This window comes from Micromonospora musae, from assembly GCF_003626545.1.
In the GTDB taxonomy this organism is placed as follows: Bacteria; Actinomycetota; Actinomycetes; order Mycobacteriales; family Micromonosporaceae; genus Micromonospora; species Micromonospora musae.
The window spans coordinates 429,879-447,900 of sequence record NZ_RAZS01000006.1 but is presented as its reverse complement, the minus strand read 5'-3'; the positions used below and the strand labels follow the sequence as shown (position 1 = coordinate 447,900).

Here is an 18,022-nt window from a genome sequence, read left to right as displayed (position 1 = left end):
GGTTCCGTGGTGATAAGGATCGCTGCCGTCGGTGACGTGCACCTCGACGAGGACGTGGTGGGCCGGTTCCGGCCGGCCCTGGAGGAGCTGCCCGACTGCGCCGACGCGCTGCTGCTCGCCGGTGACCTGACCCGGCACGGCACCGAGGCGGAGGCGCGTTGCGTGGCCCGGGAGTTCGGTGGCCTGGGCGTGCCGGTGATCACCGTGCTGGGCAACCACGACCACCAGTGCGACCAGGTGCCGCAGGTGATCAAGGTGCTGGAGGACGCGGGCATCACCGTCCTCGAGGGCGACGGCGTGGTGCTCGACTGCGTCGGCGGCCGGCTCGGGGTGGCCGGCGTGAAGGGCTTCGGTGGCGGCTTCGCCGGCCGCTGCGCCAGCGACTTCGGCGAGCCGGAGATGAAGGCGTTCGTCCGCACCACCACCGACAGCGCGGACCGGCTGGCCCACGCGCTCAAGAGCCTGGACTGCGACCTGCTGGTCGCGCTCACCCACTACGCGCCGGTGCCGGACACGCTCGCCGGTGAGCCGCTGGAGATCTACCCCTTCCTCGGCGCGTACCAGCTCGGCCAGGCGATCGACTCGGCGCCGACCGCGCTCGCCCTGCACGGGCACGCGCACGCCGGCAGCGAGCGCGGCACCACCCCGGGCGGGGTACGCGTCCGCAACGTCGCGCACCCGGTGATCAAGCAGGCGTACAGCGTCTTCCACGTGGGCGACGACCTTGATCAGGGTGAGGTTTCGCGTTTGACGGCCTCGGGTACCTGATTCGCCATGGAGCTGATTCTTTGGATTCTCGCGGTCGTACTGGTCGTTGCCGGCATCCTGGCGCTGTTCCGCCGGCAGATCCTCTGGGGCATCGTCCTCATCATCGTCGGACTGCTCGTGGGCCCGGGCGGTGTCAGCATCTTCAATTGACCTCACACACCGCCCCACCATTGGACCCGCCGGGGTCGTCGTGGCCGGTTCTCCGTCCTCCCGACAGGAGCACCGTTCGCGGCGGCCCCGGCGCCGTAGCGTCCGGACCCGGGCCGGTCGCCGACGCAGCGCGAAGGGACGACCATGGAGACGTCACGCGGGCACACCGGCGCCCGCTCGTGGTGGGCGCTGCTCGGCTTCGGCGCGGCGGTCGCGGTGGCCGCGGCGATCGGTGCGCTGGGGGTGCGGGGCACCGGGGCCGAGTACGCCGCACTGGACCGGCCGGTGTGGGCCCCGCCCGGTTGGCTCTTCGGCCCGGTGTGGAGCCTGCTCTACGCGCTGATCGCGCTGGCCGGCTGGCTGGTCTGGCGGCGCGTCGGCATCGGTGCCGCCTTCTGGGCGTGGGTCGCGCAGCTCGCGCTCAACGCGGCCTGGACACCGATCTTCTTCGGCGCCGGTCGCTACGGGTCGGCCTTCGCCGAGATCGTCGTCCTGTGGCTGGCGATCGCGGTGACCGTCGCGCTCTTCGCCCGCGTGTCCCGGGCGGCGACGCTGCTCCTGCTCCCCTACTGGGCCTGGGTCAGCTACGCGGCCGCCCTCAATTTCGCCATCTGGCGGCTGAACCCCTGAACTTCGCGGGCCGTGGCCGCGGCTGCGCGCCGCCGCCTGCCCCGCGGTGACCCGCGCCCGGTGTGCCCGGCCGGGTTCGGCCGGGCACACCGGTCAGCTCAGCAGCGGGGCACGCCCGGGATGAACCCGTCGTGCCCGGTGTAGACGTACGCGTCGGAGATGAACCGGCCGGAGCCGATCCGGTCCCAGATGGAGCTGGTGCCGTAGGTGCCGGTGACCGTGGTGCCCGTGGTCTGGCACTGGATGGTCACCTGGGCGCCGTCGGCGACCGTGCCGACGGCGGAGTGGCCGGTGCCGGGCCCGGAGCGGACGGTCAGCGGGGTGCCGCTGGTGTTGACCGTGCCGGTGGCGGTGCCGCCGGACGAACAGCCGTTGTCGCTGGTGTAGTTCCTCGTCCCCCAGTAGAGGGCGAGCGTGCCGTTGAACCGGACCTGGATGTCGCCGCCGTTGAGGCGCTGCTCGTAGTGCAGGTGTGGGCCGGTCGAGCCGCCGGTGCTGCCGACATAGCCGATCACCCTTCCGTAGCCCACCGACTGGCCGACGGAGACGTTGAACCCGTTCAGGTGGGCGTAGTACGTGTGATATCCGCCGGGATGACTGATCCGTACGTACTTGCCGTAACTCGTGCCGCCGAGGTCGGTCACCCGGTCGACGGTGCCGGGCGCGCTGGCGACCACCGGGTCACCGAGATCGTCGGTGCGGTTGAAGTCGACTGCGTTCGCCGGGCTGTGGTTGGTGCGCGTCTGGCCGGACCAGACCTGACCGCACGGGAAGGGCACCTTGAAGGTCGGGGCGGCCATCGCCGGGGTCGCCGGCACCAGGGTGCCCGCGACCAACAGACCGGCCGCCACCAGGCTGAACCACCGCTTACGCATCCAGCTCCTCCTATGTCGAAATCCTTCAATGGAACACATACAGCCTGACAGATATCGACAGCGATCGAAAGAGGCTGGAATTCGGCTATGGGAGCGTGCCCATATGCGTTCGGAAGGTTTCCGGATCGTTACTCGGTCGTGTCTGACAGGGGGTGGACCGCGCGCCATGCAAGCGCTTACATGTTGTGACGCCCATCGGACCGGCGCCGGTTCACGCAACCGCGCCGGCAAGAAAGGAGGACGGCATGGCGGTCTTTGCCAGACCACGCCAGGCCTTCGTCATCGCCGGCGTACTGGGGCTGGCGCTCAGCGCCAGCGCCTGCGGCACCGGCGACGACAAGGGAAGCAGCAACGCGGACGCGCCGGAGTGCGCCGCGTACGACAAGTACCAGGGCAACGACGGCAAGAAGGTCTCCATCTACGCGTCCATCCGCGACGCCGAGGCCGACCTGCTGGAGCAGTCTTGGGAGCAGTTCACCAAGTGCACCGGCATCGAGATCGACTACGAGGGCAACGCCGAGTTCGAGGCGCAGCTCCCCGTCCGGGTCGACGGCGGCAACGCGCCCGACCTGGCGTTCGTCCCCCAGCCGGGCCTGGTCAAGCGGTTCGCCGACGCCGGCAAGCTGAAGTCCCTCGGCGCCGACACCAAGGCGATGGCCGAGCAGAACCTGCCCGCCGACTGGCTGAAGTACGGCACCGTCGACGGCAACCTCTACGGCGTGCCGCTCGGCGCCAACGTGAAGTCCTTCGTCTGGTACTCGCCGAAGCTCTTCAAAGAGAAGGGCTGGACCGTCCCGACCACCTGGGACGAGCTGATCAAGCTCAGCGACACCATCGCGGCCACCGGCATGAAGCCGTGGTGTGCCGGCATCGAGTCCGGTGACGCCACCGGCTGGCCGGCCACCGACTGGATCGAGGACGTGCTGCTGCGCACGCAGGGCCCCGAGGTCTACGACCAGTGGACCACGCACAGCATCCCGTTCAACGACCCGAAGATCGCCGACGCGGTCGACCGGGCCGGCAGCATCCTGAAGAACGAGAAGTACATGAACGGCGGCTTCGGCGGCGTGAAGAGCATCGGCACCACCGCCTTCGGTGAGGCCGGCCTGCCCATCACCACCGGCAAGTGCGCGCTGCACCGGCAGGCGTCCTTCTACGCCAACCAGTTCCCCGACGGCACCAAGGTGGCCGAGGACGGCGACGCCTTCGCGTTCTACTTCCCGGCCATCGACCCGGCCAAGGGCAAGCCCGTGCTGGGCGCCGGCGAGTTCGTCGTCGCCTACGCCGACCGCCCCGAGGTCCAGGCGGTGCAGACCTACCTTGCCTCCGGCGAGTACGTCAACAGCCGCGCGAAGCTCGGCAACTGGGTGACGGCGAACAACAAGCTGGACATCGCCAACGTCGCCAGCCCGATCGACAAGCTCTCCGTCGAGATCCTGCAGGACAAGAGCGGGGTCTTCCGCTTCGACGGGTCGGACCTGATGCCGGCCGCCGTCGGCGCGGGCACCTTCTGGAAGGGCATGGTCGAGTGGATCAACGGTAAGGACACCGCGTCGGTGCTCCAGGGCATCGAGAGCAGCTGGAAGTGATCTGAGCCGATGGGCCGGCCCGCACGACGCGGGCCGGCCCATCGTCGGACAAGGACCTGGGAGGGTCGATGGAGTTCGACTTCGCGGAGGAACAGCCGAAGTTCCTCATGCTGATGTACGGGCTGATCGCTTTCGTCGCGGTGGTGGGTGGTCTGCTCCTGCTTCTCGACGTGGTGCCGGCCTGGTTCACCCGCCGCCGGGAGGCGCGGCTCGTCGCCGCCTCCGTCAGCGGTGCCCCGCTTCCCCGCCGCCGCAAACAGCGGGAGGGCGCCGTGGCCCTCTTCTTCCTGCTGCCGGCGCTGCTCCTGCTCACCATCGGGCTGGTCATCCCGGCCATCCGCACCACCCTGCTCTCCTTCATGGACTCGGGCAGCACGCACTGGGTGGGGCTGCGCAACTACGGCTGGATGTTCTCCGAGAACTCCATCGTCCGAGTGCTGATCAACAGCCTGATCTGGGTGCTCCTCGTCCCACTCGTGGCCACCGCGTTCGGCCTGATCTACGCCGTCCTGGTGGACAAGGCCCGCTTCGAGGCGGTCGCCAAATCACTGATCTTCCTGCCGATGGCGATCTCCTTCGTCGGCGCCAGCATCATCTGGAAGTTCGTCTACGCGTACCGGGGCGACGATCAGGAGCAGATCGGTCTGCTCAACCAGATCGTGGTCAGCCTCGGCGGCGAGCCCAAGCAGTGGCTGCTCGAGTCACCGCTGAACACCCTGCTGCTGATCGTCATCATGATCTGGATCCAGGCCGGTTTCGCCATGGTGGTGCTCTCCGCCGCCATCAAGGCCATCCCCGCCGACATCGTCGAGGCAGCCCGGCTCGACGGGGTCAGCCCGTGGCAGATGTTCTGGCGGATCACCATGCCGAGCATCCGCCCCGCGCTGATCGTGGTGGTGGTGACCCTGTCGATCGCCACGCTCAAGGTCTTCGACATCGTCCGGACCGCGACGAACGGCAACTACGACACCAGCGTCATCGCGAACGAGATGTACAACCAGGCGTTCCGCTACGGCGAGAACGGGCAGGGCTCCGCGCTCGCGGTCTTCCTCTTCGTCCTGGTGATCCCGATCGTGATCTACCAGATCCGCAACCTCCGTCAGCAGCGGGAGGGCTGAGATGACCACCGCCACGCCCACGATCGCCGCCGGCACCCAGCAGACCGACGGGCCGAAGTCCGTCGCCGGCCGGGTCCGCAAGCGGCTGAACAGCCGTACCGCCACCCTGGTGTCGATCATCATCGCGCTGGTCTGGACCGTTCCGACCTTCGGCCTCTTCATCTCCTCGTTCCGGCCGGAGGACCAGATCAAGACCACCGGTTGGTGGACGTTCTTCACCAACCCGCAGTTCACCATGGAGAACTACCAGGAGGTCCTCTTCGGACGCTCCTCCTCCTCCGGCCAGCTCGCCAGCTACTTCATCAACTCGCTGGCGATCACCATCCCGTCGGTGCTCTTCCCGCTCGCCTTCGCGGCCCTGGCCGCGTACGCGCTCGCCTGGATCAACTTCCGGGGGCGGGACTGGCTCTACATCGCGATCTTCGCGCTGCAGATCGTGCCGCTGCAGATGGCCCTCGTGCCGCTGCTGAAGTTCTTCTCCACCGGCGTCACCGTCGCCGGTGTCCAGGTGCTGCCGGCCTGGGACCTGGTCGACGAACAGAAGTTCGCCCAGGTGTGGTTCGCGCACACCTGCTTCGCGCTCCCGTTCGCCGTCTTCCTGCTGCACAACTTCATCTCGCAGCTGCCGGGTGACCTGATGGAGGCGGCCAGGGTCGACGGCGCCAGCCACCCGAAGATCTTCCGCACCATCGTGCTGCCGCTGATCACCCCGGCGCTGGCCGCGTTCGGCATCTTCCAGTTCCTCTGGGTCTGGAACGACCTGCTGGTCGCGCTCATCTTCGCCGGGGGCGGGGACGAGACCGCCCCGCTCACCGTGCGGCTGGCCGAGATGGCCGGAACGCGCGGCAACGAGTGGCAGCGACTCACCGCCGGTGCGTTCGTGTCGATCGTCGTACCGTTGATCGTGTTCCTGTCCCTGCAGCGCTTCTTCGTGCGAGGGCTCCTCGCCGGCAGCGTGAAGGGCTGAGGCACGTCGTCCGCCGCCGCCCGCGCTCGTGGGCGGCGGCGGACGCGGCCACGGAGCTGGGGTAACCGTGACCACGATCGATGATGTCGCCCGGCTGGCCGGCGTCTCCACGGCGACCGTCTCCCGGGCCCTGCGCGGCCTGCCGACGGTCTCGCCCGCGACGCGCCACCGGGTGCTCGCCGCTGCCGAGAAGCTGCAGTACGCCGTCTCGCCGAGCGCGTCCCGCCTCGCCGGCGGCCGGACCGGAACGATCGCCGTGGTGGTCCCGCAGATCACCCGCTGGTTCTTCGCCACCGTCGTGGAGGCGGTCGAGAAGTTCCTCCACGAGTCCGGGTACGACCTGCTGCTCTACAACCTCGGTGGCCGCGAGCAGTCCCGGCAGCGGGTGCTGCGCACAGCCAACCTGCACAAGCGCGCGGACGCCATCATGCTGGTGGCCACCCCGCTCTTCGCCGCCGACGTCAGCGCGCTCACCGCACTGGACGTGCCCGGCGTGACGATCAGCTCGGGCACGCCGGTACCGGGGTGGCCCTGCGTACGGATCGACGACCTGAACACGGCGCGGACCGCGACCCGGCACCTGCTCGACCTCGGTCACCGTCGAATCGCGCACATCTCCGGCTACCCCCACGACGAGTTGGCCTTCACCGCCCACGCCGAGCGGCGGCGCGGCTTCCAGGCGGCGCTGCGGGCGGCCGGGCTACGGCCCGACCCGAGCCTGGACGTGGAGTCCCAGTTCAGCATCGCCGGCGGTACCCGGGCCACCGCCGAACTGCTGGCCCGGGGCGAACCGCCCACCGCGATCGTGGCGGCCTGCGACGAGATGGCGATGGGCGCGCTGGCGGCGCTGCGCGACGCGGGGCTGCGCGTACCGCAGGACGTCAGCGTGATCGGCATCGACGACCACGACCTGGCCGGCGTGCTCGGCCTCAGCACCGTGGCCCAGCCGGCGGCCGAGCAGGGCCGGCTCGCCGCCCGCATCCTGCTCGACCCCCTCGGCGGGCACGCCCTCGCCGCGGTCGACGGCCGGCCACTGACCGCCTCCGGCCCGGCCGGGACGTCGAACCCGCAGAACCCGCCGGTGATCCTGCCCACTCGGCTGGTGGTGCGTGAGTCGACAGCACCACCCCGGGCACACTGAACGGACCCGCCCGGCAGCGACGCCGGGGCCCACGCAGCACACGTACGACACACGGGAGAAGGCCCTGAACAGCAACGTGAGCAAGGAAGACCCCTCCGGCGGCCCGATCACCGGCTGGTGGACCGAAGCGGTCATCTACCAGATCTATCCGCGCTCCTTCGCCGACGGCGACGGGGACGGGATCGGGGACCTGCCCGGTATCACCGCCCGCCTCGACCACCTCGTCGAGCTGGGCGTCGACGCGGTCTGGCTCTCCCCGTTCTACCCCTCGCCGCAGGCGGACGCCGGGTACGACGTGGCCGACTACCGCGACGTGGACCCCCTCTTCGGCCGGTTGCCGGACGCGGACAAGCTGATCGCCGAGGCGCACGCACGCAACCTGCGGGTGATCGTCGACCTGGTGCCCAACCACACCTCCTCGGCGCACCCCTGGTTCACCGCCGCGCTCGCGACCGGAGCGGGCAGCCCGGAGCGGCACCGGTACGTCTTCCGCGACGGCCGGGGCCCGGACGGCGAGCAGCCGCCGAACGACTGGCAGAGCGTCTTCGGCGGACCGGCGTGGACCCGCGTGGTCGACCCGGACGGCCGGCCCGGCCAGTGGTACCTGCACCTCTTCGACACCGGCCAGCCCGACCTGAACTGGGACACCCCCGAGGTACGCGCCGAGTTCCTCGACGTCCTGCGGTTCTGGCTCGACCGGGGGGTGGACGGCTTCCGGGTCGACGTGGCGCACGGCCTCATCAAGCAGGCGGACCTGGCCGACTGGCAGGAGCCGCAGGAGATCCTCTCCGGCAACGAGGCGGACCGGCCCCGCCCGCCGATGTGGGACCAGGACGGGGTGCACGAGATCTACCGCGACTGGCGTCGGGTGCTGGACGGCTACCCGGGTGAGCGGGTCCTCGTCGCCGAGGCGTGGGTGGAGCCGGCCGAGCGGCTGGCCCGCTACGTGCGACCGGACGAGATGCACCAGGCGTTCAACTTCGAGTACCTCCTCGCCGCCTGGACGGCGCCCGCCCAGTACGCGGTGATCACCCGCTCGCTGGAGGCGACCGACTCGGTGGGGGCGCCGACGACCTGGGTGCTCTCCAACCACGACGTGGTGCGGCACGCCTCCCGGCTCGGCCTGCCCGTCGGCACGCCGCGCCCCAACGGCATCGGCATCGGCGACCCGCAGCCGGACGCCGCGCTCGGCCTGCGCCGGGCCCGGGCGGCCACCCTGCTGATGCTCGCCCTGCCCGGCTCGGCCTACCTGTACCAGGGCGAGGAGCTGGGGCTGCCGGAGCACACCACGATGCCCGACGAGGCCCGGCAGGACCCGACCTGGGCCCGCAGCGGGCACACCCAGCGTGGCCGCGACGGCTGCCGGGTGCCGATCCCGTGGGAGGCCGACGCGCCCTCGTACGGCTTCGGGCCGACGGACGCGAGCTGGCTGCCGCAGCCGGCGATCTGGGCCGAGTACGCCCTGGACCGGCAGCGGGAAGTGCCCGGGTCGACGTACGAGACGTACCGGACCGCGCTGCGGCTGCGCCGCGAGCACGGGCTGGGCCAGGGCACGCTGCGCTGGCGGGAGTCCGGCGACACGGTGCTGACCTTCGACAACGGCGACCTCACCGTGCTCACCAACTTCGGCGCGGCGGCGGTTCCCCTGCCGGCGAGCGCCGAGGTGCTGCACGCGAGCGAGCCGCTGACCTACGACGGGGCGGTGCCGACCGACGTGACGGTCTGGTTCCGGGCCTGAGCCGCCGACGCGAGGCCCCGGTCGACGCCCGGCGTCGACCGGGGCCTCGTTCACTCCACCCGCTCGGCGTGCGCTTTCAACCCGGCGCGCTCGTTCACTCCAGCCGCTCGGCGCGCTCGTGCAGCAGGGCGCGTACGGCCACGATGTCGGCCGGCGAGTGGCGTGCCGCGAGCCAGTACATGACGCCGGTCGGCACGAAGAAGAGCTGGAACGCGGCGAGCCCGACGGCGTAGTTCAGCGGCGGCGGGAAGGCCGCCTGGAGCACCGGGAAGGAGACGCCGACCAGCCCGTTGCCCGCCGCCCGGCCGACCCCGTTGACCAGGTTGCCGAGGCTGTAGACCGTGCCCCGGTGCTCCGGCGGGTTGACGTCGGCGATGAGCGCGAACCAGTTCGGCGAGTTGGCCGAGGTGAGGGCGAGCGCGAAGAGGGCGGTCAGCAGGCTGAGCCCGACCGTCGGCTCGGTGACCACGCTGGCCAGCACCGCCGCCACCACCGCGCCGGTGCTCGCGCCGTCCGGCACGTCGATACGCATCGGCACGAAGAACAACACCAGGTAGAGCGGCACCGCCGCGAGGACACCGACCGCGGCGACCAGGCCACGCCCCCGGGGCGTACGCCGCTGCACCGCGTCGCCGACCAGCCCGCCCACGATCGAGAAGACGCCGCCGAGCTGGAACAGCGTGGCGAAGACGCTGCCCACGACCACGGCGGTGGCGCCCGAGAGGCCCTGGGCCTCGGCCCGCTCGGCGAAGAGCACCGGCAGCCACACCAGGGAGCCGAACGCGGCCTGCGCGGTCAACCCCTGCAGGACCAGCCACCGGTTCGTCCGCCGGGCGAGGATCCGCGGCAGGTCGGCCCGGCTGATCCGGTAGTCGTACTCCGCCCCCGCGGCGAGCGCGTCGACCAGCTCCGGTTCGCTCTGGCCGCGCCGGATGTCGTACGTGAACAGGTACAGCACCGTGGCCGCCAGGCCGACGACGGCGAGCAGCAGGAACGGCCGACGCCAGTCCACGCTGCCGAGCAGCCCGGCGACGAGGGTTCCGGCCAGCGTGCCGACCCCCTGGGACAGCCCCCAGAAGCTCATCACCAGTCCCCGGCGGCGGGGTGAGATGAGGTCCGTGACCACGGAGAACCCGACGGAGCCGACCGCGCCCAGGCCGACCGCCGCGACCACCTGCGCGATAAGGAAGGTCAGGTAGTCACCGGCGAGGGCACTGCCTCCGGTGCCCACCGCCCAGATCAGCGTCCCGGCCATGAGCAGCGGTTTGCGGTTCGCCCGGTCGCCGACGTACGCCCAGCCGACCGCCGCCGCCGCGCTCACCACGAACGTCGCGGCGGTGACCAGGCCGAGCAGCCGCTGTGGCACCTCGAAGCCGTCGGCGATCGGGCCGTACAACGGCGGGACCAGCCCGATCGCCACATTGTCCAGCGAGGCGAGCAGCACGAAGACCACGACGCTGTAACCGCGGTGCAGGGGCGTGCCGCCCCAGGCACGCGTCATCCCGCCCCGGCTCAAGGTCATGCGTCGCAGCCAAGCAGCCCGAGGTCACGAGCGGGTGAAGGCCCGCCGTGACGGGTGCTGTCTCACCGGCCGCGGCGGGCGAAACAGGAGCCCGGGGCGGGAGGTGTGGCGGCCCGCCCCGGGCTTCCGTCAGCGCTCGATGACGTGGTCGCGGGCGGCGGCGTACCGCTCCCGGATCGCGGGGACCGGCTCGGCGGCGTACTCCTCGGTGCCGTCGAGGCGCCACGCGGGCGGCCCGTCGCCGCCCAGCGCGACCCACGCGGCCTGGCGCGCGGCGCCGTCGGCGACGTACTCGCCGGGCGGGGGCACGACCACGGGGCAGCCGAACACCTGCGGCGCGATCTTCCGCACCGCGATCGAGCGGGCGCCGCCGCCGACCAGGATCACCCGGCGGACCTCGGCGCCCTGGGCGACGAGGGCGTCCAGCCCGTCGGCGAGCGCGGCGAGCATCCCCTCCACGGCGGCCCGGGCGAGGTGGGCCGGGGTCGAGTTGCGCAGGGTCAGCCCGTGCACGGCGCCGGTGGCGGTGGGCCGGTTCGGCGTCCGCTCCCCCTCCAGGTACGGCACCATGACCAGCCCGTCCGCCCCGGCCGGCGCGGCGAGAGCCAGTTCGGCCAGCTCGTCCAGGTCGACCCGCAGCATCGACGCGGCGGCGTCCAGCACCCGCGCCGCGTTGAGCGTGCAGACCAGCGGCAGGTAACGGCCGGTGGCGTCGGCGAAGCCGGCCACGATGCCGGTGGGATCGGCGGATGGTCCCGAGGCGACGCTGAACACGGTGCCCGAGGTGCCGATCGAGACGACCACGTCACCGGGGCCGGCGCCCACGCCGAGCGCCGCCGCGGCGTTGTCGCCGGTGCCCGGCCCCAGCAGCACGCCGCCGCCGGCCGGCCCGGCCGGCGTGCCGTCGGCCGCGAGCGCGCCCGGGTGCAGCTCACCCGCGACCTCGGCCGGGCCGAGCACGGTCGGCACCTGGAGGCGCCGGCCGAAGGCCTGCTCCAGCAGGTCGAACCGGTACTTCCCGGTCGCCGGCGACCAGTAGCCGGTGCCGCTGGCGTCGCCGCGGTCGGTGCGCAGGCCGGTGAGGCCGGGCGACCCGGCCAGCCGCCAGGTGAGCCAGTCGTGCGGCAGGCAGACGGCGGCGACCCGGGCCGCCTGCTCCGGCTCGTGCCGGGCCAGCCAGCGCAGCTTGGTGACCGTGAAGCTGGCGACCGGCACGCTGCCCGCCGCGTCGGCCCAGAACCGGCGGCCGACCTCACCGCCGCCGGCCTCGTCGACCAGCTCGTCGGCCGCGTCGGCCGAGCGGGTGTCGTTCCAGAGCAGCGCCGGTCGGACGACCTGGCCGGCCTCGTCCAGGGCGACCATGCCGTGCTGCTGGCCGCCGACCGAGACGGCCGCGACGTCGTCCAGCCCACCGGCGGCGGCGACCGCCGCCCGTAGCGCCGTCCACCACGCGGCCGGGTCGACCTCGGTGCCGTCCGGGTGCGGGGCGCGGCCCTGGCGGACCAGTGCGCCGCTCTCCGCGTCCCGGATCACGACCTTGCAGGACTGGGTGGACGAGTCCACCCCCGCTACGAGCGGCATGGCGACCGCCTCAGCGCGCGCCGAGCAGGTGCTCGACGGCGAGCTGGTTGAGCCGGACGAAGCCGAACCCGCGGGTGGCGGCGGCATCCACGTCGAACTCCTCGAACGCCGAGCGGTCGTCGAGCAGCTCGGCGTAGCCCTCCCCGTCGTTCAGGGTCGGGGTGGCCAGCTCCGCCACCTTGCTGGCGGCCAGCGCCTCGGCCACCTCGGGGTCGGCGCGGAACGCCGCGGCCCGCTCCTTGAGCAGCAGGTAGGTCGCCATGTTCGCCTCGGCCGACGCCCAGACCCCGGCGATGTCCTCGGTGCGGGAGGGCTTGTAGTCGAAGTGCCGGGGGCCGTCGTACGCGGGCCCGCCCCCGGGGCCGCCGTTCTCCAGCAGGTCGACCAGGGCGAACGCGTTCATCAGGTCGCCGTGGCCGAAGACCAGGTCCTGGTCGTACTTGATGCCGCGCTGGCCGTTGAGGTCGAGGTGGAAGAGCTTGCCCTGCCAGAGGGCCTGGGCGATGCCGTGGGCGTAGTTCAGCCCGGCCATCTGCTCGTGGCCCACCTCGGGGTTGAGGCCGACCAGCTCCGGATGGGCCAGAGTGGAGATGAAGGCGAGCGCGTGCCCGACCGTGGGGAGCAGGATGTCGCCGCGCGGCTCGTTCGGCTTGGGCTCGAGCGCGAAGCGCAGGTCGTACCCGCGGTCGATGACGTACTGGGTGAGCAGGTCGACGGCCTCGCGGTAGCGCTCCAGCGCGGCGCGGACGTCCTTGGCGACGTCGTACTCGGCGCCCTCGCGGCCGCCCCACATCACGAAGGTCTTCGCGCCGAGGTCGGCGGCGAGGTCGACGTTGCGCAGCACCTTGCGCAGCGCGTACCGGCGGACGTCACGGTCGTTGCTGGTGAAGCCGCCGTCCTTGAAGACCGGGTGGGTGAAGAGGTTGGTGGTGACCATCGGGACGACCATGCCGGTCTCGTCGAGGGCCTTGCGGAACCGGGCGATGTGCTGGTCGCGGGTGGCGGCGTCGGCGCCGAACGGGATCAGGTCGTCGTCGTGGAACGTGATGCCGTACGCGCCGAGCTCGGCGAGCCGGTGCACCGCCTCGACCGCGTCCAGCTCGGGGCGGGTGGCGTCGCCGAACGGGTCCCGGGCCTGCCAGCCCACGGTCCAGAGCCCGAAGGAGAACTTGTCGGCGGGGGTGGGACGGGGTGCCATGGCAGCCTCCGAGGGGTGGGGTCGGCTATTTGTTCAGCGATTGAATTATTTGGCTGACCTGTGGCACTGTCAAGGGGTGACGCCTACCCCCGGCCCCGGCGGCGCGGTCCGCCAGGGCAGCCTGCGCGAGCTCAACCTCGCCGTGGTGCTCGGCCGGATCGCCGCCGCCGAGCGCCCGCCGTCCCGGGCCGACCTCGCCGCCGAGACCGGCCTCACCCGGGCCACCGTCTCCGCCGTCGTCGAGGACCTGATCACCGGCCGGCTGGTGACCGAGGCCGAACCGGCCCCGCGTACCGGTGCGGGCCGACCGGCCCGTGGGCTCGTGCTGGCCGGCAACGGTCCCGCCGGGCTCGGGCTGGAGATCAACGTCGACTACCTCGCCGTCTGCGTGGTCGACCTCGCCGGGCGGGTACGGCACCACACCGTGCGCCGCGCCGACCTGCGGCCGGTCTCCCCCACCGACGCGCTCCACCGACTCGTCGAGCTGGCCGGGCAGGCCCGGGCCGAGGCCGCCGCGCAGGGACTCACCCTGGCCGGAGCGGCGCTCGGCGTGCCCGGCCTGGTCGACGACGCCGGCACGGTCCGGCTGGCGCCCAACCTCGGCTGGCGGGACGTGCCGGTGCCGACGCTGCTCGCCGGACTCCCCCCGCTGACCGAACGGGTCGACGGCGTACCCCTGATCGTGGTCGACAACGAGGCGAACCTCTCCGCGCTCGGCGAGCTGCACGCCGACACCGACGGGCCGAGCAGCTTCCTGCACATCTCCGGCGAGGTCGGCATCGGCGCCGGGATCGTGCTCGACGGCGACCTCTTCCGCGGCGCCCGCGGCTGGAGCGGCGAGATCGGGCACATCCCCGTCCACTCGCAGGGGCGCAGCTGCCGCTGCGGCGGCCGGGGCTGCCTGGAGCAGTACGCCGGGCAGGAGGCGATCCTCGCCGCCGCCGGCCTGGACCGGGCCGACCTGCCGGCCGACACGGCCCCCCTCCGGCTGGCCGAACTCGCCACCGCCGGCTCGGCGGACGCGCTGGGCGCGCTGCACGAGGCCGGCACCGCGCTCGGCATCGCGGTCGCCTCCGTGGTGAACCTGCTCGACCTGGACACCGTGGTGCTCGGCGGCGGCTACGCCCCGCTCACCCCGTGGCTGCGCCCACCGGTGCTCGACGAGATCTCCCGCCGGGTGCTCACCGCCGCCTGGTCACCGGTCACCGTCCGACCGGCGGCCCTCGGCGCCGACGCCGCGGCGGTGGGGGCGGCCGGCTCGGTGGTGCGCCGGATCATCGCGCGGCCGGCGGGCTGGCTGGCGCGCACCGGCTGAGCGACCCGTCCCGGGTGGACCCGGCCGATCCCGGGCAGGCGGCCGCGGGTCAGGCCGTACGGGCCACCGGTGATCCGTCCGACCAGTCGCGGGGCGCGGGCAGGGTCGCGGCGTCGCCGTCGAACCCGTCCGGCCGGACCGGCACCGGCTCCACCGGGGCGGACTCGGCCTCCTGCCGGCGGGCGGTCTCGTCGAACTCCCGCATCCCGTGCAGCAGCGCCTCCCGGCTCTCCGCGGTCATCCCGGAGAGGATGCGGGCGAGCTGCTCCCGCCGGTCCTCCCGCAGCTCGGTGAGGAGGCGGCGGGCCTCCGGGGTGAGGTGCAGCGCGATCTCCCGACGGTCGAGCCGCCCCGGCTCGCGCTCCAGCATCCCGGCGGCCACGAGCCGGTCGCAGAGCCGGCTGGCCGAGCTGAGCAGCATGTCGAGCCGGCTCGCGAGCCGGCGGAGATTGATCCCGTCGTGCTGCTCGACCACCATCACCGCACGCAACTGCGCGCCGGACACGCGGCTGGTCGTCCGCTCCCGCGCCGCTTCCCATACGGTGAGTAGGGCACCCGCCGCAGCATCCAGTGCGGCAGCCATACTCGGCGCGGAGTCCGGTGGTTCGTGCAGTTCGGCCATGGTGGCCCGAGAGTACTCCGCCGAACCGGCGGATCGGGCCGCCGAACGAGGAGCGGGGAATGAGTAAACCGGTCAATCGGGCACGAGAGGCGCTTACCGACGCGCCGGCCCACCGGCTGGTCGACGCCGTCGCGGGCGTTCTCGCCGAGACGTACGGGATCACCGCCGCCGAGCTGCTCCAGGTCGACTACCGGCTCGCGGTCCTGCTGCCGCTCGGCGAGGGGGCGGGGATCACCAGCCCCGGGCACCCCGCCTGGCGCTGCTTCGACCACCAGGAGCCGGTGCTGGACGGCCCGACCGGGTACTTTCCGGTGAGCATGCGAGGTGAGCGGCGCGGCGTCCTGCGACTGGCTCCGGTGCCCGACGAGCCGGCCGTACGGGAGGAGCTCGCCCGGATCGCCACCGCGCTCGGCCACGAGCTGGCCGCCGTCTCCGCCGGCACCGACGTCTACCGCACCGCCCGACGCAGCCGACGCCTGACCCTCGCCGCCGAGATGCAGTGGGAGCTGCTGCCGGGGCGCAGCCGCACCCGGGCCGCGTTCCGCCTCGCCGGGCAGCTGGAGCCGGCGTACGCGGTGCGAGGAGACAGCTTCGACTGGTCCGACGACGGGCAGCGGCTCTGGGTGGCGATCATCAACGGGATGGGTGAGGGGGTCGCGGCGTCGATGCTGACCGCGCTGGCCACCAGCGCGCTGCGTAACGCCCGCCGGGCCCGGCTCGCGCTGGCCGATCAGGCCGCCCTCGCCGACCAGGCGATCTACGACCTGTACCGGGGAGACCAGTACCTCTCCGCCCTGCTGCTGGAGCTCGACCTGGAGAGCGGGGTGATGAGCGCCGTCGACGCCGGATCGCCCCAGCTGATGCGCGTCCGCGACGGCGAGGTGGTCGAGCAGCAGCTGGAGGCGCAGTTCCCCCTCGGCATGTTCGAGGCGACCGACTACCGCGAGCAGCGGTTCCCGCTGCACCGGGGGGAGCGGCTCTTCGTGCTCAGCGACGGGGTGATCGACGCGGTCGGGAAGCACGCCCACTACGGCGAGACGGCGCTGGAGCGTTTCCTGCGCCGTACCGGGCCGATGGAGCCACTGGACGCCGTCCGCTCGCTCCTCGGCGACCTGCGCGCGTTCGTGGCCGGCGACCTGATCGACGACGCCGTCGTGGTCTGCGTGGACTGGACGGGCAGGCGATCCTGACCCCGCCCGCTCAGTACGCCCCGCGGCCGTTGACCACCGCGCCGAAGGTCTTCCAGAGGATCGTGAGGTCGGCCGCGAGCGACCAGTTCTCCACGTAGTAGAGGTCGAGGCGGATGCCGTCCTCCCAGCTCAGGTCGGACCGTCCACTGACCTGCCAGAGCCCGGTCATGCCCGGCTTGACCAGCAGTCGCCGGGCCACGTCCCCGTCGTAGCGGGCCACCTCGGACGGCAACGGCGGTCGGGGGCCGACCAGACTCATCTGGCCGAGCAGGACGTTGACCAGCTGCGGCAGCTCGTCCAGCGACCACTTGCGCAGCAGCCGCCCCACCCGGGTGACCCGGGGATCGTCGCGCATCTTGAACATCAGGCCGTCGGTCTCGTTGCGGGCGGTCAGCTCGGTCAGCAGGGCGTCCGCGTTGACCACCATCGTGCGGAACTTCCACACCCCGAACTCGTGCCCGCCGCGGCCGACCCGGGTCTGCCGGAAGAAGACCGGCCCGCGGCTGTCCAGCCGGATGGCGAGGGCGATGACCGAGAGCACCGGCAGCAGCAGCGTCAACGCGACGCCGGCGGCGGCCCGGTCGACGAACCCCTTCACCAGCTTGCGCGTGCCCCGGAACTCGGGCGCCTCGACGTGGATCAGCGGCAGCCCGGCGACCGGACGGGTGTGGATGCGGGGGCCGGCCACGTCGGTCAGCGCCGGAGCGACGACGAGGTCGACGCCGGTGCCCTCTAGCTGCCAGCCGAGCCGGCGCAGCCGCGCGGCGGTCAGCTCACCCGACGCGGTGACGGCGACAGTGTCCGCGCCGATCGCGGTGGCGGCCTCGGGAATGCCCCGGAACGACCCGACCACCGGCACGTCACCGAGCCGCTGCGGCACCGGGGCGAGCAGCGCGTCCGGGATGCAGGCGCCGACCACGTGGTAGCCGGCGTACGGCTCACGCCGCAGGGTCTGCACCAGCTCCAGCACGTGGGCGGTGTCGCCGACCACCAGCACCTTGCGGGACCAGCCGCCGCCGTGCGAACGCGCCCGGTGCAGCCGCTTGCGGGCGGCGAACCGGGCCACTTCCAGGCCGAGGGTGCCGACCGCGAACGAGATCGCCAGGAAGCCCCGGGACACGCCCACGTCGGCCACGTAGCCGACGATGGCGATCCCACCGGCCAGGCGCAGGCTCGCGGTGCTCACCCGGCGGTACTCGTCCGCGCCGTAGCCGATCACCCGGTCGTCGTAGCAGCCCAACGCCTTGAGCGAGACCAGCCAGACGAGCACCAGCCCGGGCGCCACCAGCACGTAGGGGACCTTCGAACCGCTCGGCACCTCGTCGCCGAAGCGGGCGAGGTAGCCGACCAGCAGAGCGACGGTCAGAACGACGCTGTCCAGCACGACGAGGGCACGGACGTAGGCCCGTTCGTCGATGCGGGTCGCGGCTCCGGGCGTGGTGCCCTCCGGAGTCCACGGCGTCCTGGCAGGGGTCAACAGCGTAGCCGAGGTCACCAGCCCTCCCACTTCGCTCAGGACGGCCCCGGGTCGACTATCGGGCCGGGCGGGGGCCGACGATGCCGGGGCACGTCGACATCCTCCCTGACAACCATGGTGGCCGATTGCTTGCGACGTATT

General features: G+C 72.4%; 16 protein-coding genes. 10 read left to right on the top strand and 6 right to left on the bottom strand.

The features are described from left to right. The first annotated feature begins 6 nt into the window (after positions 1–6). From D7147_RS19395 to D7147_RS19390, 3 genes are all read left to right on the top strand, one after another. Entirely contained in the window at positions 7–768 is a 762-nt protein-coding gene (locus D7147_RS19395) for a metallophosphoesterase family protein (RefSeq protein ID WP_120679610.1), read from the top strand. A gap of 6 nt (positions 769–774) precedes the next feature. After that, positions 775–918, top strand: coding sequence for a GPGG-motif small membrane protein (locus D7147_RS32705; RefSeq protein WP_165435832.1), 144 nt, complete (start codon positions 775–777; stop codon positions 916–918). A gap of 144 nt (positions 919–1,062) precedes the next feature. After that, positions 1,063–1,548, top strand: coding sequence for a TspO/MBR family protein (locus D7147_RS19390; protein WP_120679608.1), 486 nt, complete (start codon positions 1,063–1,065; stop codon positions 1,546–1,548). Between the two features lie 98 nt (positions 1,549–1,646). Here the strand turns inward: D7147_RS19390 and D7147_RS19385 are convergent, their stop codons facing one another. Continuing rightward, positions 1,647–2,423: a M23 family metallopeptidase gene (locus D7147_RS19385; RefSeq protein WP_120679606.1), complete on the bottom strand. Its 777-nt coding sequence runs from the start codon at positions 2,421–2,423 to the stop codon at positions 1,647–1,649. Positions 2,424–2,668: 245 nt separating this feature from the next. On the opposite strand from D7147_RS19385, the gene D7147_RS19380 reads away from it, so the two are divergent. The 5 genes from D7147_RS19380 to D7147_RS19360 all read left to right on the top strand — a co-directional run bounded on the left by D7147_RS19380 (position 2,669) and on the right by D7147_RS19360 (position 8,976). Then, the gene (locus D7147_RS19380; protein WP_120679604.1) at positions 2,669–4,012 is read left to right on the top strand and encodes an ABC transporter substrate-binding protein; all 1,344 of its coding nucleotides are present in this window, start codon (positions 2,669–2,671) and stop codon (positions 4,010–4,012) included. A 68-nt stretch (positions 4,013–4,080) separates the two neighbouring features. Beyond that, on the top strand, positions 4,081–5,130 hold the full coding sequence (locus D7147_RS19375) for a carbohydrate ABC transporter permease (RefSeq protein ID WP_120679602.1): 1,050 nt from the start codon (positions 4,081–4,083) through the stop codon (positions 5,128–5,130). Between the two features lies 1 nt (position 5,131). After that, positions 5,132–6,097, top strand: a complete 966-nt coding sequence (locus D7147_RS19370; protein WP_120679600.1) for a carbohydrate ABC transporter permease — start codon at positions 5,132–5,134, stop codon at positions 6,095–6,097. Positions 6,098–6,164: 67 nt separating this feature from the next. Continuing rightward, a complete protein-coding gene (locus D7147_RS19365) occupies positions 6,165–7,238 on the top strand; it encodes a LacI family DNA-binding transcriptional regulator (protein WP_120679598.1) in 1,074 nt (357 codons plus the stop codon). Between the two features lie 76 nt (positions 7,239–7,314). Further along, complete coding sequence (locus tag D7147_RS19360; RefSeq protein WP_407663367.1) at positions 7,315–8,976, top strand: glycoside hydrolase family 13 protein; 1,662 nt, start codon at positions 7,315–7,317, stop codon at positions 8,974–8,976. Between the two features lie 94 nt (positions 8,977–9,070). Here D7147_RS19360 and D7147_RS19355 read toward each other — a convergent pair whose 3' ends face one another. The 3 genes from D7147_RS19355 to xylA form a co-directional block, all read right to left on the bottom strand. Next, positions 9,071–10,498: an MFS transporter gene (locus D7147_RS19355; protein ID WP_120679596.1), complete on the bottom strand. Its 1,428-nt coding sequence runs from the start codon at positions 10,496–10,498 to the stop codon at positions 9,071–9,073. 129 nt (positions 10,499–10,627) lie between these two features. Next, positions 10,628–12,079, bottom strand: a complete 1,452-nt coding sequence (xylB, locus tag D7147_RS19350; protein WP_120679595.1) for a xylulokinase — start codon at positions 12,077–12,079, stop codon at positions 10,628–10,630. Between the two features lie 10 nt (positions 12,080–12,089). Continuing rightward, the gene (gene xylA, locus D7147_RS19345; RefSeq protein WP_120679593.1) at positions 12,090–13,277 is read right to left on the bottom strand and encodes a xylose isomerase; all 1,188 of its coding nucleotides are present in this window, start codon (positions 13,275–13,277) and stop codon (positions 12,090–12,092) included. Between the two features lie 76 nt (positions 13,278–13,353). On the opposite strand from xylA, the gene D7147_RS19340 reads away from it, so the two are divergent. Beyond that, entirely contained in the window at positions 13,354–14,592 is a 1,239-nt protein-coding gene (locus D7147_RS19340; RefSeq protein ID WP_233563220.1) for an ROK family protein, read from the top strand. A 49-nt stretch (positions 14,593–14,641) separates the two neighbouring features. On the opposite strand, the gene D7147_RS19335 is transcribed toward D7147_RS19340, so the two are convergent. Further along, positions 14,642–15,214, bottom strand: coding sequence for a MarR family winged helix-turn-helix transcriptional regulator (locus D7147_RS19335; protein WP_233563219.1), 573 nt, complete (start codon positions 15,212–15,214; stop codon positions 14,642–14,644). 59 nt (positions 15,215–15,273) lie between these two features. On the opposite strand from D7147_RS19335, the gene D7147_RS19330 reads away from it, so the two are divergent. Next, positions 15,274–16,404: a PP2C family protein-serine/threonine phosphatase gene (locus D7147_RS19330; RefSeq protein WP_120679588.1), complete on the top strand. Its 1,131-nt coding sequence runs from the start codon at positions 15,274–15,276 to the stop codon at positions 16,402–16,404. Positions 16,405–16,414: 10 nt separating this feature from the next. Here D7147_RS19330 and D7147_RS19325 read toward each other — a convergent pair whose 3' ends face one another. Next, complete coding sequence (locus tag D7147_RS19325) at positions 16,415–17,899, bottom strand: sugar transferase (protein WP_120679586.1); 1,485 nt, start codon at positions 17,897–17,899, stop codon at positions 16,415–16,417. Positions 17,900–18,022 lie beyond the last annotated feature (123 nt).